At 65.5% G+C, this 14,442-nt stretch carries 13 protein-coding genes; 9 read left to right on the forward strand and 4 right to left on the reverse strand.

Going from position 1 to position 14,442, the window contains the following annotated elements; translation table 11 throughout:
• Positions 1 to 20: 20 nt before the first annotated feature.
• The 7 genes from IVB47_RS10935 to IVB47_RS10965 all read left to right on the forward strand — a co-directional run bounded on the left by IVB47_RS10935 (position 21) and on the right by IVB47_RS10965 (position 7,773).
• Positions 21 to 1,166: an isobutyryl-CoA dehydrogenase gene (locus IVB47_RS10935; RefSeq protein ID WP_247461526.1), complete on the forward strand. Its 1,146-nt coding sequence runs from the start codon at positions 21 to 23 to the stop codon at positions 1,164 to 1,166.
• Entirely contained in the window at positions 1,163 to 2,230 is a 1,068-nt protein-coding gene (locus IVB47_RS10940) for an enoyl-CoA hydratase/isomerase family protein (protein WP_247461529.1), read from the forward strand. Before IVB47_RS10935 ends, IVB47_RS10940 begins: the two co-directional genes overlap by 4 nt.
• Positions 2,231 to 2,260: 30 nt before the next feature.
• Positions 2,261 to 3,151, forward strand: coding sequence for a 3-hydroxyisobutyrate dehydrogenase (gene mmsB / locus IVB47_RS10945; protein ID WP_027569568.1), 891 nt, complete (start codon positions 2,261 to 2,263; stop codon positions 3,149 to 3,151).
• Positions 3,151 to 4,869: an AMP-binding protein gene (locus IVB47_RS10950; RefSeq protein ID WP_247461531.1), complete on the forward strand. Its 1,719-nt coding sequence runs from the start codon at positions 3,151 to 3,153 to the stop codon at positions 4,867 to 4,869. Before mmsB ends, IVB47_RS10950 begins: the two co-directional genes overlap by 1 nt.
• Positions 4,870 to 5,349, forward strand: a complete 480-nt coding sequence (locus tag IVB47_RS10955) for a MaoC family dehydratase (protein WP_247286535.1) — start codon at positions 4,870 to 4,872, stop codon at positions 5,347 to 5,349.
• Between the two features lie 283 nt (positions 5,350 to 5,632).
• Positions 5,633 to 6,550 (forward strand): SDR family NAD(P)-dependent oxidoreductase, encoded by a 918-nt coding sequence (locus IVB47_RS10960; protein WP_247461533.1) that lies wholly within the window; start codon positions 5,633 to 5,635, stop codon positions 6,548 to 6,550.
• Entirely contained in the window at positions 6,547 to 7,773 is a 1,227-nt protein-coding gene (locus IVB47_RS10965; protein ID WP_256467874.1) for a TIGR03862 family flavoprotein, read from the forward strand. Before IVB47_RS10960 ends, IVB47_RS10965 begins: the two co-directional genes overlap by 4 nt.
• Positions 7,774 to 7,781: 8 nt before the next feature.
• Here IVB47_RS10965 and IVB47_RS10970 read toward each other — a convergent pair whose 3' ends face one another.
• Positions 7,782 to 8,999, reverse strand: coding sequence for an MFS transporter (locus IVB47_RS10970; RefSeq protein ID WP_247461537.1), 1,218 nt, complete (start codon positions 8,997 to 8,999; stop codon positions 7,782 to 7,784).
• A 91-nt stretch (positions 9,000 to 9,090) separates the two neighbouring features.
• Here IVB47_RS10970 and IVB47_RS10975 point away from each other — a divergent pair, with 91 nt between their 5' ends.
• A complete protein-coding gene (locus tag IVB47_RS10975) occupies positions 9,091 to 9,993 on the forward strand; it encodes a LysR family transcriptional regulator (RefSeq protein ID WP_247461539.1) in 903 nt (300 codons plus the stop codon).
• On the opposite strand, the gene IVB47_RS10980 is transcribed toward IVB47_RS10975, so the two are convergent.
• The 3 genes from IVB47_RS10980 to IVB47_RS10990 form a co-directional block, all read right to left on the reverse strand.
• Positions 9,994 to 11,073 carry an alanine racemase gene (locus IVB47_RS10980; protein WP_247286530.1) on the reverse strand — a complete coding sequence of 360 codons (1,080 nt, stop codon included), beginning with the start codon at positions 11,071 to 11,073 and terminating at the stop codon, positions 9,994 to 9,996.
• A 64-nt stretch (positions 11,074 to 11,137) separates the two neighbouring features.
• Positions 11,138 to 12,943 (reverse strand): ATP-binding cassette domain-containing protein, encoded by a 1,806-nt coding sequence (locus tag IVB47_RS10985; protein WP_247461541.1) that lies wholly within the window; start codon positions 12,941 to 12,943, stop codon positions 11,138 to 11,140.
• The gene (locus tag IVB47_RS10990; protein ID WP_247461544.1) at positions 12,928 to 13,449 is read right to left on the reverse strand and encodes a YaiI/YqxD family protein; all 522 of its coding nucleotides are present in this window, start codon (positions 13,447 to 13,449) and stop codon (positions 12,928 to 12,930) included. Before IVB47_RS10990 ends, IVB47_RS10985 begins: the two co-directional genes overlap by 16 nt.
• A 141-nt stretch (positions 13,450 to 13,590) precedes the next feature.
• Between IVB47_RS10990 and IVB47_RS10995 the strand changes: the two genes are divergently transcribed.
• A complete protein-coding gene (locus IVB47_RS10995) occupies positions 13,591 to 14,391 on the forward strand; it encodes a hypothetical protein (RefSeq protein WP_247461546.1) in 801 nt (266 codons plus the stop codon).
• The last annotated feature ends 51 nt before the right edge of the window (positions 14,392 to 14,442 follow it).

Here is a 14,442-nt window from a genome sequence, read left to right on the forward strand (position 1 = left end):
AGAACAGTGAGCAGCCCATCATGCAGTTCGCTCTGAATGAGGATCAGATCGCGGTTCGCGAGATGGCGTTGGCGTTTGCGGCGGAAAAGATCGCGCCGCACGCGCTGCGCTGGGACGAGGAGAAGCATTTTCCCGTCGAGGTGATGCGCGAGGCCGCCACGCTCGGCATGGGCGGCATCTACATACGTGACGATGTCGGCGGTTCCGCGATGTCGCGGTTCGAGGCCGCGCTGATCTTCGAGGCGCTGGCGACGGGTTGTCCGACCACCTCGGCCTTCATCTCCATCCACAACATGGCGTCCTGGATGATCGATGCTTACGGCAGCGACACCCAGCGTCACACCTGGCTGCCCAAACTCTGCACCATGGAGCTGATCGCGAGCTACTGCCTCACCGAGCCGGGCGCCGGCTCGGACGCGGCAGCGCTCCGCACCCGCGCGGTGCGTGAGGGCGATCATTACGTGCTCAACGGCCAGAAGCAGTTCATCTCCGGCGCTGGCGGGACCGATCTGCTGGTCGCGATGGTCCGCACCGGGGGCGACGGCCCCGGCGGCATCTCGACGCTCGTGATCGACGGCAAGACGCCGGGCGTCTCGTTCGGCGCCAACGAGCGCAAGATGGGCTGGAACGCGCAGCCGACCCGCGCCGTGATCTTCGAGAACGCGCGCGTTCCGGTTGCCAACCGCTTGAGCGAGGAGGGCGTCGGCTTCAAGATCGCGATGGCGGGCCTCGACGGCGGGCGTCTCAACATCACGGCGTGCTCACTCGGCGGCGCGCAGACCGCGCTCGACAAGGCGCGCGCCTACATGAAAGAGCGCAAGGCGTTTGGAAAACGTCTCGACGAATTCCAGGCATTGCAATTCAAGCTTGCCGACATGGCGATCGAGCTCGAGGCCGCGCGTACGTTCCTGTGGCGCGCAGCGGCGGCGCTGGACCGCAAGGATCCCGACGCCACCATGCTCTGCGCGATGGCCAAACGCTTTGGCACCGATGCCGGCTTCGAGGTCGCCAACCAGGCGCTCCAGCTTCATGGCGGCTACGGCTATCTCAGCGAATACGGCATCGAGAAGATTGTGCGCGATTTGCGCGTGCACCAGATTCTCGAAGGCACCAATGAAATCATGCGGCTGATCGTGGCGCGCAAATTGATCGAGGGCGCCCGATGAGTGGAGTGGAGGAGGGCGATCTCGTCGCACGGGTCGAGGGCTCGGCCGGCATTATCAGGCTCAATCGCCCTAAGGCGATCAACGCCGTCACGCTGGAGATGTTTCGCGACATCGACAAGGCGCTCGACCGTTTTGAGGCCGATCTCGCCGTTGCCGTGATCGTGCTGGAAGGTGCCGGCGAGCGCGGCCTGTGTGCCGGCGGCGACATCCGTGCGCTCTGGGAGAGCTCGAAGGTCGAGGGCGACCTCGGCAAGATCCTGTGGCGGGAAGAGTACATCCTCAACGCGCGGATCAAGAAATTCCCAAAACCCTATGTCGCCTTCATGGACGGCATCGTGATGGGCGGCGGCGTCGGGCTTTCGGCACATGCGAGCCATCGAATCGTGACCGACCGCACCAGGCTCGCGATGCCCGAGGTCGGGCTTGGCTTCTTCCCTGACGTCGGCGGCACCTGGCTGTTGTCACGCTCGCCGGGCGAGATCGGCACTTATTTCGGCCTGACCGGCCAGACCATGAACGGCCCCGATGCGATCCACGCCAGGTTTGCCGATGCAGTGGTACCGGCAGCCAAATGGCCGGAATTGCGGGAAGCGCTGACCAAGGTTCGCCAAGGCGTCACAGCGGCCGATGTCAGTAAGCTCATCAACGGCTTCGCGACCGGGGAGACCGCTGGGCCGGTCGCCGCAAAGGAGCCGGCGATCGACGCACTGTTCGGCTTCGACCGCATGGAAGACATTTTTGCCGCGCTGAAGCGTGACGGTTCCGAGTTCGCGCTGGCGACATTGAAGACGCTCAACGAAAAATCGCCGCGCGGCATGGTGGTGACACTCAAGCTGTTGCGGCTCGCGCGCACCGCGTCGAGCCTGGAAGAATGCCTGGTGCGCGAATATCGGGCTGCGCTGGAAGTCTTCCGCAGCGACGACTTTCGCGAAGGCGTGCGTGCCGCCGTGATCGACAAGGACCGCAATCCGACCTGGTCGCCGCTGCGGATCGAGGACGTCACGCCGGATATGCTTGCGCACTATCTCGCCGAGATCGGCGCCGACGAATTGAAATTCAACTAATCAACGAAACGTTCAGCGGAGGAAACGAAGATGGCCACGATCGCATTCATCGGTCTCGGCAACATGGGCGGCCCCATGGCCGCCAATCTGGTCAAGGCCGGCCACAAGGTCGTCGCTTTCGACCTCGCCGAGGCCTCCCGCAACCAGGCCAGGGCCGATGGCGCCGGCATCGCCGAGAGCGCGGCAGGCGCCGTGAAGGGCGCCGATGTGGTCGTCACCATGCTGCCGGCCGGCAAGCATGTGCTCGGCGTGTGGGGCGAGGTCGTTCCTGTCATGACCAAGGGCGCGCTGATTATCGACTCCTCCACCATCGACGTCGAGAGCGCGCGCCAGGCGCATGCGCTGGCGGCCAAGCACGGCGTGCTTTCGGTCGACGCCCCGGTCTCCGGCGGCACCGGCGGCGCCAAGGGTGCGACGCTCACCTTCATGTGCGGCGGCGAGGACAACGCGTTTGCAGCGGCAAAGCCCGTGCTGGAGAACATGGGCAAGAAGATCGTGCATTGCGGCGGTGCCGGCGCGGGCCAGGCGGCAAAAATCTGCAACAACATGATCCTCGGCATTTCCATGATCGCGGTGAGCGAGGCGTTCGCGTTGGCCGAGAAGCTCGGGCTCTCGCACCAGGCGCTTTTCGACGTCGCCTCGACCTCGTCGGGCCAGTGCTGGTCGCTGACGACCTATTGCCCGGTGCCCGGGCCGGTGCCGACCTCGCCCGCCAACAACGATTACAAGCCGGGTTTTGCCTCGGCGCTGATGGTGAAGGATCTGACGCTGGCGCAGGACGCTGCCAAGGCCGCGGGCGCGGCAACGCCGCTCGGCAAACATGCGCAGGAGATCTATCAGTCATTCGACGCAGCCGGCCAGGGCGGGGTGGATTTTTCCGGAATTATCAAGCACGTTAGGGGGCTGGCCGGGAAAGCTTGATGACGACATTTCAGGAAGCGCGCGCGTTTCTACTTCACAACCGCACGGACTACGAGACAGCGGTCAGGGGCTTCCGCTGGCCCGATCCTGTTCCGTTCAACTGGGCGCTCGACTGGTTCGACGCCGAGCTGGCGGCGAATGCGGACAGCAAGGATCGTCCTGCGCTCTGGATCGTCGATGCCGCGCAGGACCGGCAGACCAAGCTCTCGTTCGGGGCGTTGTCGCGCCGCTCCAACCAGGTCGCGAACTTCCTCCGCGCGCAGGGCCTCAAGCGCGGCGATCATCTCCTGCTGCTGCTCGGCAATGTGGTTCCGCTGTGGGAGACGATGCTGGCGGCGATCAAGCTTGGCGTCGTCGTAATTCCCGCGACGACGCTGCTCACGGCCGATGAACTTCGCGACCGGCTCGATCGCGGCCAGGCGAAGGCGGTGGTGGCAGCGCAGGACCAGGTTGCGAAGTTCGCAAGTCTTGGTGCCGACAATATCGTCCGCATTGTCGTGGGCGAGGCCTCCGATGGCTGGCTTTCCTATGATGACGCGGCAGAGGCGTCGGAGAGCTTTGCAGCCGACGGCCCGACCAACGCCGACGACCCGATGCTGCTCTATTTCACCTCAGGCACCACCGCAAAGCCAAAACTGGTGCGGCACAGCCAGCGCAGTTATCCCGTCGGCCATCTCTCGACCATGTACTGGATCGGACTGAAGCCCGGCGACGTCCATCTCAATATCTCTTCGCCCGGCTGGGCCAAGCACGCCTGGAGCTGCTTCTTCGCGCCGTGGAATGCGGGCGCAACCGTCTTTGTGGTCAACCAGCCGCGCTTCGACGCCAAGGGGCTGCTTGCCACCATCGGCCGCTGCGGTGTCACAACGCTGTGCGCGCCGCCGACGGTGTGGCGGCTGTTCATCCAGGAGAACTTGGCGTCGTTCAAGGTGGCCTTGCGCGAGGTCTGCGGTGCCGGCGAGCCGCTCAATCCGGAAGTGATCGATCAGGTGCAGGCCGCCTGGGGCCTCACCATCCGCGACGGGTACGGCCAGACTGAAACGACGGCGCTCGCCGGCAACTCGCCGGGGCAAAAGATCAAGGTCGGCTCGATGGGCCGACCGCTGCCGGGCTATCGCGTGCAGGTCAGCGACGCCGACGGTCATCCGGCCAAGGAGGGCGAGGTGGCTCTGGTGCTCGGCGAAAACCGCCCCGCCGGCCTGATGCAGGGCTATCAGGGCGACAACGGTGAGCTGTCCGGCGCCGAAGGCGAGCTCTATCGCAGCGGTGACGTCGTGTTCGAGGACGACGATGGCTATCTCACTTTCGTCGGCCGCTCCGACGACGTGTTCAAATCCTCCGACTACCGCATCAGCCCGTTCGAGTTGGAGAGCGTGTTGCTCGAGCACGAGCTCGTCGCGGAAGCCGCCGTGGTGCCGAGCCCGGATCCGATCCGGCTCGCGATTCCCAAAGCCTTCGTGCTGCTGACCGCGGGTGCGGAGCGGTCGCCGGCCACCGCGCTCTCGATCTTCCAACATCTGCACACGCGCCTTGCGCCGTTCAAGCGCATCCGCCGCCTCGAAATCGTCACCGAGCTGCCGAAGACGATCTCGGGAAAGATCCGCCGCGTGCAGCTACGACGTCTCGAGCGCGACGACGACCGCACCGATCCCCTGCGCGGCCGCGAATTCCGCGAAGAGGATTTTCCGGAGCTGCCGAAAACACGGAGTGAGACCTAAGTGAACGAAGTCTGGAAGAAGCCGCCGATCACGCTTCAGGCCTATCAGGCCATGGTCGGCAAGGAGATCGGCGTGTCGTCGTGGCACATGGTCGATCAGCCCCGCATCGACACCTATGCCGACGTGATCGAGGATCACCAGTTCATTCACGTCGATCCGGAGCGTGCGAAGAAGGAGACGGCGTTCGGCACCACCATCGCGCACGGTTTCCTGACGATGTCGCTGCTGTCGATCATGTCCTACGAGGTGATGCCCGTCATCGCGGGCACCACGATGGGGGTCAATTACGGTTTCGACAAGCTGCGTTTCATCTCGCCGGTGCGCTCGGGCAAGCGCGTTCGCGGCCGTTTCGTGCTGGCGGAAGCCAAGCTGCGCAAGCCGAATGAATTGCAGTCGCGCACCAATGTCACCGTGGAGATCGAAGGCGAGGACAAGCCCGCGCTGGTCGCTGATTGGTTGGGGTTGATCTATTTCGCCTGACGCTGGCCGTCGTTACCGGGCTTGACCCGGCAACCCATCGCTGCTCAAAAGCTGTCCAAATCGGTGGACTCGAACCCTCTCCCCTTGTGGGAGAGGGTGCCCCGCCGAACGCGAGGCGGGTGAGGGGTTTCTCTCCGCGAGCACATCCGTTGCGAGAGACCCCCTATTCGGCGCCGTAGCCAACGCTACGCGTTGGCGTTTTAACTGGGAACGGCGGCCGTTGGCCGCCTATGCCACCTTACTCCCACAAGGGGAGAAGGAAGAAGAAGCAGGAACTGCACTCATGGCAATCAGGTTCGACGGACGCGTCGCCATCGTCACCGGCGCGGGCAATGGTCTCGGACGGGCGCATGCGCTGGGATTGGCCAGCCGCGGTGCGAAAGTCGTGGTCAACGATTTCGGCGGCGCGCGCGACGGCAGCGGCGGTTCGCTGTCGCCCGCGGAAACCGTGGTCGAGGAGATCCGCAAGGCCGGCGGCACCGCGATGGCCGACGGCGCAGACGTCTCCAATTTCGAGCAGGTCACCGCCATGGTCGAGCGCGCCACCAAGGAGTGGGGCAGCGTCGACCTCTTGTGCGCCAACGCCGGCATTCTGCGCGACAAGTCGTTCGGCAAGATGGAAGCGGCCGATTTCCAGAAGGTGCTCGACGTGCACCTCGTCGGCACCTTCTATTGCTGCAAGGCCGCCTGGGCCGGCATGCGCGACCGCAACTACGGCCGCATCGTGCTGACGACGTCGTCCTCCGGCCTCTACGGCAATTTCGGCCAGGCCAATTACGGTGCGGCCAAGTCCGGCATGGTCGGCCTGATGAACGTGCTGGCCGAAGAGGGCCGCAAGGCCGACATCCGGGTCAACATCATTTCGCCGACGGCGGCAACCCGCATGACGGAAGAGCTGCTGCCGCCGCAGGCGTTGCAATTGATGAAGCCGAACGCGATCACGCCCGCGGTCGAGTACATGCTGAGCGAGGATGCGCCGACGCGCACCATCATGGGCGCTGGCGCCGGCTCGTTCGCGGTGATCAAGATCGTCGAGAGCGAAGGCATCAACCTGCCGGAGTCCGAGTGGACGCCGGACGCGGTCGCGGCGCATTTCGCCGAGATCAGCGACATGTCGAAGGCGAAGGCGCTGCAGGGGGCTTTCGAGCAGACGCAGAAATACGTAGCGCAGGCCGCTGCGCGCGCCGGGGTGAAACTCTGACAGCCGTCGCCGTCATTGGCGCCGGCCCTGCCGGGTTGATGGCGGCCGAGGTGCTCGCGCAGGGCGGTGCTCGCGTCACGATCCATGACGGGATGCCGTCCGCGGGCCGCAAATTTCTGATGGCCGGCCGCGGCGGGCTCAATCTCACCCATAGCGAACCGCTGCCGCAGTTCATGGCGCGCTACCGGGAGGCGGCGCCGAAACTGCAAGCAGCGATCGAAACGTTTCCGCCTGACGCGCTGCGCGCCTGGAGCGAGGCGCTGGGCGAGCCGACTTTTGTCGGCACCAGCGGGCGTGTGTTTCCGAAAGCGTTCAAGGCATCGCCCTTGCTGCGGGCCTGGCTGCGACAGCTCGATGCCGCCGGCGTGCGCTTTGCGTTTCGCCAGCGCTGGATGGGCTGGGACGGGGACGGACGACTGGTCTTTGGCACACCCGGCGGCGACACCACCATCGCCGCGGACGCCACGGTGCTGGCACTCGGCGGCGCCAGCTGGCCGCGACTGGGCTCCGATGGCGGCTGGACGACGATCCTGGCCGACAAAGGCGTTGCGATCTCGCCGCTGCGGCCGGCGAACTCCGGCTTCACAGTCGCATGGTCCGAAATCTTCCGCACGCGCTTCGAAGGCCAGCCGCTCAAGGGCATTACGCTGTCCTTCGGCCCACACCGGGCGCGCGGCGAGGCCATGATCACAAGGGGCGGAATCGAGGGCGGGGCGATCTATGCGTTGTCGGCCGAACTGCGCGAGGCGATCGCGGCGAGCGGCGAAGCGGTCCTGCACGTCACCTTGCGGCCGGATGTCGAGCATGGCGAACTCGTCAAGCGCCTGTCCGCCTCGCGCGGCAAGCAATCCTTCTCCAACTTCCTGCGCAAGGCTGCGCAGCTGTCGCCGGTCGCGGTCGGGCTGTTGCAGGAAGCCGCCATCGGTGCTGGCCAGTCGTTGCCGGCAATATCGGCCGAGCGATTGGCCGAACTCATCAACGCCGTGCCGATCAAGCTCATAGGCGTCGCGTCGATCGCGCGCGCGATCTCCAGCGCCGGCGGGATTTCCTTCGATGAACTCGACTCGGACTTCATGATCCGCAAGCTGCCGGGCGTCTTCGCAGCCGGTGAGATGCTGGACTGGGAGGCGCCGACGGGGGGCTATTTGCTCCAGGCCTCGTTCGCGACGGGAGCGGCGGCGGGTAGGGGTGTGTTGCGACGGCTCGCCCAATCGTCGCCCTGACTATCCCATCATGACGTTCCGGTCCGGGTTGTGAGATCCGTGAGGAGGCCGAGCACGCCGAAGCTTGCCGCCACCGTGCAGACCATGGTCCAGCCGCCAAAACTCCAGGCCAGCGATGCCGCCGCCGCGCCGACGCCACCGCCGATAAAGAACAGCGCGACGAACAGGCCGTTCATGCGACCGCGTGCCTCGGGGCGCAACAGGTTGATCGCGCGGCGGCCCAGCGTCTGGTCGGTGGTGATGCCGACGTCGAGCAGGATCGTGCCGAGGCTCAGTACCAGCAGACTGGTGATCTGGGAGTCCAGCATGCCCGCCCAGGCGCAGAGCGCGAGCGAACCGATGATGAGCAGATGGGCGGCAAAGAACATCGGCCGCGCCCGGCCCTTGTCGCCCCAGCGGCCGGCCATCGGTGTCGCCGCGGCGCCCGCTACGCCGATCAGTGCAAAAGCGGCAACTCCCTTGGCGTCGAGGTCGAACGGCGCCTCCGGCAGCCGCAGCGCGACCGCCGACCAGAACGCCGTGAAGGAGGCCATGACAAGCGACGCGGTCCAGGCCCGCACGCGCAGCACCGGCTCTTCGCGCAGCAGTCTCGGAAAGGACAGCAGCAATTCGGCGTAGCTCGCGCGTCCCGTCGGTCGAAGGGTCGGAAGGTAACGGGCAAGTGCGCCGGCAAGCAGAGCCATCAAAGCGGCCGAGACGACATAGTAGGCACGCCAGCTCCAGAGATCTGCAATCAGGCTCGCCGCAGGTCGTGACAACAGGATGCCGATCATCAATCCGCCCATCACCTCGCCGATGGCCTGGCCGCGGCGATCCGGTGCCACCATGGATGCGACCAGCGGAACCATCATCTGGATCGCCGCGCAGCAGGCGCCGAGGATGAAGGTGGCGAGCAGCAGGAGCGAGGGCGTCGGCGCGAGCGCCGTCGCGAGAGCGGCGAGGATCGCGCAGCCGAGGGTGCGGAGGATGACAAGCCGGTTCTCGACCAGATCGACCAGAGGTACGAGCAGCAGCAGGCCGAGTGCGTAGCCCAGCAAGGTCAGCGTGCTGATCAGCCCCGCCTGCCACGCGGGCATCGACATTGACCGGCCGATCAAGCCGAGCAGGATCTGCGGCGCGAACAGATTGGTGACGACGACACCGGCGGTGATCGCGCCGAGCCAGATCAGCGGCCGCTCGGCGAGCTGGTTTCGGGACGCAGGCCTGGTGGGTTCGGAGACAGTCATGGGACCTCGCAGCTGTGGCGCGGGACCCTTTAAGCGGGGGCATCAATATGCTACAATTCAAATAAGGCTATAAAGAACATGCGAGTTTGTTATGAACACCCATGACCTTGTTGCTTTCGTCGCCGTGGTCGAGACCGGATCGATTGTCGCAGCTTCGGCGCGTCTCAATCTCACCCAGCCTGGCGTGACCCGACGTATCCAGAATCTCGAGGGGATATTGGGGGCGCAGCTTCTGGACCGGCTCTCGAAGCCCCTGAAGCCGACGGCGGCGGGCCATGAGGCCTACGAGCAGGGCAGGCGTCTGCTCAGGATGCTGGACGACCTCAAGTCGGGCGTGGCCAACGACGGAATGGTCCGCGGCGAGTTCAGGCTCGGTCTGACGCCGTTTCTCTCGGAGGCAGGCCTGACCGCACCACTCGATGCGGTGCGCGCCGAATTTCCCGCGCTGGCCGTGCGGGTGGTCTCCGGTTGGTCGCCGAACCAGCTCGAGCGTGTCTGCCGCAACGAGCTCGATGCAGCCGCGATTTGTCTCCCCGACGGTGCAGTGCCGCCCGCCGATCTGGCGGCCGACGATCTCGGCGCGCAGCCCGTCGTCTTCGTCGTCGCACGCGACATGAAGATCCCGCGCACCGTCGACCTGGAACGGCTGTCCCAACTGTCGTGGGTAATCAACCAGGATGGCTGTGGATTTCGCGATACGCTGAAGCGAAAATTCGATGCCTCGCATCTGCCGTTCAACATCGCCGTTGAGGCGCTGGACAGTGAGCTTCGCCTGTCGCTGGTGTCGCGCGGCCTCGGCGTCGGGCTCGTCACCCCGATCGCCCTGAAACGCAGCGCATTTCGCGACAGGCTCAAGCCGGTCGCTGCGCGCGACTTCAAACCCGCCGTGCGCGCATGGGTGGTGCATCGCGCCCCCGCCGGTCGGCTGGAGCGGCCGATCAAACTCTTCCGCGATGGCCTGGTCCGGGAACTCCAGGCGCTGATCGGGGGATAGCTACCGCAGCTTCCCCCGCGCTGCGATCGGCAGCGTGCCGATGATCTCATCGCCGCGCACCATCACGACTTCGTCCATCATGTTGACGACGACGCAGACATGATTGGGCACGACCCGCACGACGTCGCCGACATTGGGCCGGGTGTTGCTGCGGGAGAGGTCGAGGAAGCCGTGCTCCTCGGCGAAGCGCGCGATCTTGGCTTCGGGGTGCTCAAGGATCAGGCCGTGGCCGTCGAGGCCGCCGGTATCCGTGGTCAGCGTCTTGGAGCCGGCATCGAGAATGCCGCGCTCGGGCGCGGCACGGCTCACCACCGTCGAATAGATGTGAAGCGCGCAGTCGTCCCAGGTGGCGGAGCCGGCGGCGACCTGCATGCGGTCGTTGTAGATGTAGGTGCCGAAGCGGTGCTCGGTGCCGCCCTTGAGCTTGCCGAGATTCTTCAGGTTCGGCGTTCCGCCGGTCGAGACGATCTTTGCATCCAGCCCGTGCGCGCGCACGCCGGCCAGAGCTTCGTCGTAGAACTTTTGCGCGTCCGCCCAGCCAGTCTCGGTCGGATACATCATGAAGCCGGCGAATTGCAGGCCCTTGGATGCGGCAATCTCCTGTGCCAGCGCAATGGCCTCGGCTGGCGTCTCGACGCCGGCGCGCTTGCGTCCCGTGTCGCATTCGACCACGACCGACAGCGGTCGGCCTGAGGCCGCAGCGGCCTTGGGCAGGCCGGCAACGACGGTCGAATTGTCGGCGGCGACTGTCATGTTGGCCTTCGCCTGCAGCGCCCCTAACCGCGCCATCTTCTCCTCGCCGAGCAGATTGTAGCTGATCAGGATGTCATCGATGCCGGCATTGGCCATGATCTCGGCTTCACCGAGCTTCTGGCAGGTGATGCCCTTGGCACCGGCAGCGATCTGCATCTTGGCGATCGTCGGGTTCTTGTGCGTCTTGATGTGGGGACGGTTGGCGATCCCGGCGTCATCGCAGGCCTTCTGGATGCGCGCGATGTTGCGCTCGACCTTGTCCATGTCGATGACGGCGCAGGGCGTGCCGTATTCGCGGGCGATTTTGGCGGCAAGGGTCGTTGTCATGGAAGTCTCTGAGTTGGCGCGCATTCCGTTTGCAAAAGCGGTGCCCACTTTTGCGGAATGCACGCTAGGCCTGTTCAATCTCTTCGCGCCGCACTTCGAGCTCCAGCCATTTGTCCTCGGCCTCGGCCAATTCCTTTTGCGCCTTCGTCAGAGCGTCGGAGGCCTGGTCAAAGCGCTTGCGATCCTTGCGGAAGAGATCGGGGTCGTCAAGGAAGCGCTGCTGCTTGGCAATTTCGGCCTGCAGCTTGGCAATGGTCTTGGGCAGCGTCTCCAGCGCGTGTTGCTCGTTGAAGGTCAACCGTCGTCTCGCGACGCCGGACGGCGCAACTGATCGCTGCTCTCTCGTCTCTTCGACGGCCTTCGCTGTCGCCCGCTTCACGTCGGCGCCGCGCTGGGCCAGCATGTCGGTATAACCGCCGGCATATTCGAGCCAGCGTCCGTTGCCCTCGGGCACGATCACGGATGTCACCACGCGGTCGAGAAAATCGCGATCGTGGCTGATCAGGATCACGGTGCCCTCGTAGTCGCTGAGCATTTCCTCGAGGACGTCGAGGGTCTCCAGGTCGAGGTCGTTGGTCGGCTCGTCCAGCACCAGGAGGTTTGAAGGCTTCGCCAGCGCGCGTGCCAGCATCAGCCGGCCGCGCTCGCCGCCCGACAGCACCTCCAGCGGCGTGCGCATCTGTTCCTGGGCGAACAGGAAGTCCTTCATGTAGCTGACGACGTGCTTCGGCTTGCCGCCGACCATGACATGGTCGCCGCGGCCGCCGGTCAGCGCCTCGGCCAGCGTCGTCTTCGGATCGAGACTTTCACGATGCTGGTCGAGCGTCGCCATCTCGATGTTGGCGCCGAGCCGTAAGCTGCCGCTGTCCGGCGCGCTGCCGCCGGTCAGCATCTCGATCAGCGTGGTCTTGCCGGCGCCGTTCGGACCGACGATGCCGATGCGGTCGCCGCGCTGGACGCGGATCGAGAAGCCGTCGACGATCTTTCGCTCGCCATAGGACCGGCTGATGTTCTTGGCCTCGATGACGAGCTTGCCGGATTTGTCGGCTTCGGCAGCCGCGAGGTTGGCGTTGCCCGTCGCGCCGCGATGGGTGCGGCGCTGGTCGCGCAGCGCGTGGAGATTGCCGAGCCGCTTGACGTTGCGCTTACGGCGGCCCGAGACGCCGTAACGCAGCCAGTGCTCCTCGTTGACGATCTTGCGGTCGAGCTTGTGCTGGTCGCGCTCTTCCTCCGCGAGCACCTCGTCGCGCCAGGCCTCGAAGGCACTGAAGCCGCGGTCGATCTGCCGTATCTGGCCGCGATCGAGCCAGGCGGTGCTGCGCGAGAGATTGCCCAGGAAGCGCCGATCGTGGCTGATGATCACCAGCGCGCAGCGGCGGCTCTCCAGTTCGCTCTCCAGCCATTCGATGGTCGGAAGATCCAGATGGTTGGTCGGCTCGTCCAGCAGCAGGATATCGGGTGAGGGCGCCAGCACGCGTGCCAGCGCGGCGCGGCGGGCTTCGCCGCCGGAGACATGCGCCGGATCTTCTTCACCGCTGAGACCGAGCTGTTCGACCAGATAGCGTGCCTGATAGTGATCGTCGCCGGCATTGAGGCCGGCCTCGACATAGGCCAGCGTGGTGGAGAAGCCGGAAAAATCCGGCTCCTGCGGCAGGTAGCGGATGGTGGCGCCGGGTTGAACGAAACGGCTGCCGCCATCCGGTTCGACCAGGCCGGCGGCGATCTTGAGCAGCGTCGATTTGCCGGAACCGTTGCGGCCGATCAGGCAGACGCGCTCGCCTGTCGAAACCGACAGTTCGACGCCCGCCAGGAGCGGCGTGCCGCCGAAGGTCAGCTTGATATCGCGCAGTTGAATCAGCGGTGGCGCCATGCGGTGTCTCGGTCCTGTCTTGTTGCGGCCTGTTCGGCGCGGCGGCGCTGGATGCGGCGGATGGTCTGGTCGAGCGTCGACAGAAATGTCGAGCGGTCGCGCGGCGAATAGGATTTCGGACCGCCGGTGACTTCGCCGGCCGAGCGCAAATCGGTCATCAGGTTGCGGACCGCGAGCGTCATCCCGATCGATTCCTCGGTGAACGCCTTGCCGTTGGACGCAATCACATCGGCGCCGGCCTTCACGCAGCGGCTCGCGAGTGGAATATCCGAGGTAATGACGATATCGCCGGGCCCGGCGCGTTCCGCGATCCAGTCATCGGCCGCGTCCATGCCGGCACCCGCGGCGACCCGCTCGATCAATGGATCCTGGGGCACGCGGATGAAATTGCCCGCGACCACGCTCACGGGCAGGCCGTGTCTGCCGGCGACGCGATAGATCTCGTCCTTCACCGGACAGGCGTCGGCGTCGACATAGATGCGGGTAGTGTTTTGAGGGTTCGTCATTGTCCGTAGATGGGGCTTGCGAAGCGGTTCCGCAGCAGCCGCGTGGTACCCCATTCGGGCCGCAAAGGCGAGGGGATTGACCCCGGTTCCTCAGGGCCTACGATTGGCCTGAAACAACAAGAATTTGGGGAAAGCCAAGCCATGCCGAACCGGCTCGAAACCTATCGTGTCGAGGCCTACAACACGGCCAAGCAATCCGAAAACAAGATGCATGACGACAATGTGGCGCGCCGCTTCGGCTTTTCCGGTGGGCTGGTCCCCGGCGTCGACGTCTTCGCCTACATGATGCATGTGCCGGTGGCGCGCTGGGGCCGCGATTTCCTGTCGCGCGGACTGATCGAGGCGCGCTTCATCAAGCCGGTCTATGACGGCGAGATCGCCGACGTCGATGCGACCGAGCACAACGGCCTGCTCACGATCGAGGTGTTCAGCCGCACCGAGCTCTGTGCCACCGGCACGGCATCGCTGCCGGCGACTGCGACTGCGGTGTCGTTGAGCGACTATGTCGAGGTCCCCGCGATTGCCGAGCGCAAACCGGTCAACCCGGCAACCTTCGAGACCGGCAAATGGCTGGGCACGACGCCGCGCCGCTGGACCGGGCAGGATGCGGCCGACTATCTCGCCGACATCCGCGAGGCCGATCCGATCTTCGCGCGCGAGGGGCTCGGCCATCCCGGCCTGATCCAGCGCGTCATGAATCGCGTGCTGGTGGACAACACCATCCTCGGCCCGTGGATCCATGTCGGCAGCCGTATGCAATTGCTCTCAGCCGCGCGCGCCGGCGACGAGATCACCGCGCGGGCCAAAGTCACCGCGAACTACGAGAAGAAGGGCCACCGCTTCGTCGAGCTCGACGCCCTGGTGGTCGCCAACGGCACGACGCCGCTGGCGCACTGCCAGCACACCGCGATCTACCAGCCGCGCGAGCAGGCGGCCGCGTAGGCGCGAAAAAGGCACATCGCTACAACACCGTCATGCCCGGGCTTGTCCCGG

Source organism: Bradyrhizobium sp. 62 (genome assembly GCF_023073035.1).
In the GTDB taxonomy this organism is placed as follows: domain Bacteria; phylum Pseudomonadota; class Alphaproteobacteria; order Rhizobiales; family Xanthobacteraceae; genus Bradyrhizobium.

Bases quoted from the DNA above. Each gene is read 5' to 3' on its own strand.
- IVB47_RS10975 (WP_247461539.1), top strand. From the start codon at position 9,091: ATGAACACCCATGACCTTGTTGCTTTCGTCGCCGTGGTCGAGACCGGA.
- IVB47_RS10950 (WP_247461531.1), top strand. From the start codon at position 3,151: ATGACGACATTTCAGGAAGCGCGCGCGTTTCTACTTCACAACCGCACG.
- IVB47_RS10970 (WP_247461537.1), bottom strand. From the start codon at position 8,999: ATGACTGTCTCCGAACCCACCAGGCCTGCGTCCCGAAACCAGCTCGCC.
- IVB47_RS10940 (WP_247461529.1), top strand. From the start codon at position 1,163: ATGAGTGGAGTGGAGGAGGGCGATCTCGTCGCACGGGTCGAGGGCTCG.
- IVB47_RS10990 (WP_247461544.1), bottom strand. From the start codon at position 13,449: ATGACGAACCCTCAAAACACTACCCGCATCTATGTCGACGCCGACGCC.
- IVB47_RS10995 (WP_247461546.1), top strand. From the start codon at position 13,591: ATGCCGAACCGGCTCGAAACCTATCGTGTCGAGGCCTACAACACGGCC.
- IVB47_RS10960 (WP_247461533.1), top strand. From the start codon at position 5,633: ATGGCAATCAGGTTCGACGGACGCGTCGCCATCGTCACCGGCGCGGGC.
- IVB47_RS10985 (WP_247461541.1), bottom strand. From the start codon at position 12,943: ATGGCGCCACCGCTGATTCAACTGCGCGATATCAAGCTGACCTTCGGC.
- IVB47_RS10980 (WP_247286530.1), bottom strand. From the start codon at position 11,073: ATGACAACGACCCTTGCCGCCAAAATCGCCCGCGAATACGGCACGCCC.
- IVB47_RS10935 (WP_247461526.1), top strand. From the start codon at position 21: ATGCAGTTCGCTCTGAATGAGGATCAGATCGCGGTTCGCGAGATGGCG.
- mmsB (WP_027569568.1), top strand. From the start codon at position 2,261: ATGGCCACGATCGCATTCATCGGTCTCGGCAACATGGGCGGCCCCATG.